This is a genomic window from Shewanella fodinae (genome assembly GCF_014651955.1).
In the GTDB taxonomy this organism is placed as follows: domain Bacteria; phylum Pseudomonadota; class Gammaproteobacteria; order Enterobacterales; family Shewanellaceae; genus Shewanella; species Shewanella fodinae.
Genome location: NZ_BMXW01000045.1, coordinates 1 through 813, shown reverse-complemented (window position 1 = coordinate 813; position 813 = coordinate 1). Strand labels below are relative to the sequence as shown.

Sequence of the window (813 nt, the reverse complement as noted above, 5' to 3'; positions counted from 1 at the left end):
TCACCACAGCTTTTCGCAGATTAACACGTCCTTCATCGCCTCTGACTGCCAAGGCATCCACCGTATACGCTTAGTCGCTTAACCATACAACCCGGATAGGTCTCTCGCTTGTCTCTCTTCTGTCCTGACGGTGTTATCAGCTTCGCGCCTCAATCATGTAGTTTATCTACACGCTTTCGTTGCTCTGCTGATGGCCTTGCCAGACCAGTGACTGACTGCGCTTAGAAATATTGGATTGATTGCTCAACGACCCATATTGGTTTTTCTTTCGCCTTGATGTGCTTTATCGCTAAAGCACTAGAATTACAAAACACTTGATTGAAGTATTTTGAGAACTCATTTCGATTAAATATCGCTATTTAATCTCTACTATCAGCTTTCCAAATTGTTAAAGAGCGACCTCCATGGAAGAAGGAAGTGTCGAAAATCGTACGGAACGATTTCGACCGGGCTTAAAAAAGCCAAAGATAAATTGTTCACTTATCTTTGGCATTTCCATGACCATTAAACNGGCTTAAAAAAGCCAAAGATAAATTGTTCACTTATCTTTGGCATTTCCATGACCATTAAACGAAAACAGTGACCACCAGAATAATGGTGGAGCTATGCGGGATCGAACCGCAGACCTCCTGCGTGCAAAGCAGGCGCTCTCCCAGCTGAGCTATAGCCCCATTTCTAACTTGCTATTTTACTTAACTCGGCGTTGTGCGGCCTATTCTCGTTCGGTTACATACTCATGTATGCGCCCTCACTCGTCAGTTGCACGCCTTGATTTAAGCAAAAATCTCTGCGTTATCTTTTAAGGTTAATCTT

The 813-nt window shown here is 43.3% G+C and carries 1 tRNA gene and 1 rRNA gene; both read right to left on the bottom strand.

The window, feature by feature from the left end:
• Window positions 1-84, bottom strand: a 23S ribosomal RNA gene (locus IE064_RS18050); the annotation flags it as partial.
• Window positions 85-595: 511 nt separating this feature from the next.
• A tRNA-Ala gene (locus IE064_RS18045) sits at window positions 596-671 on the bottom strand.
• Between the last annotated feature and the right edge of the window lie 142 nt (window positions 672-813).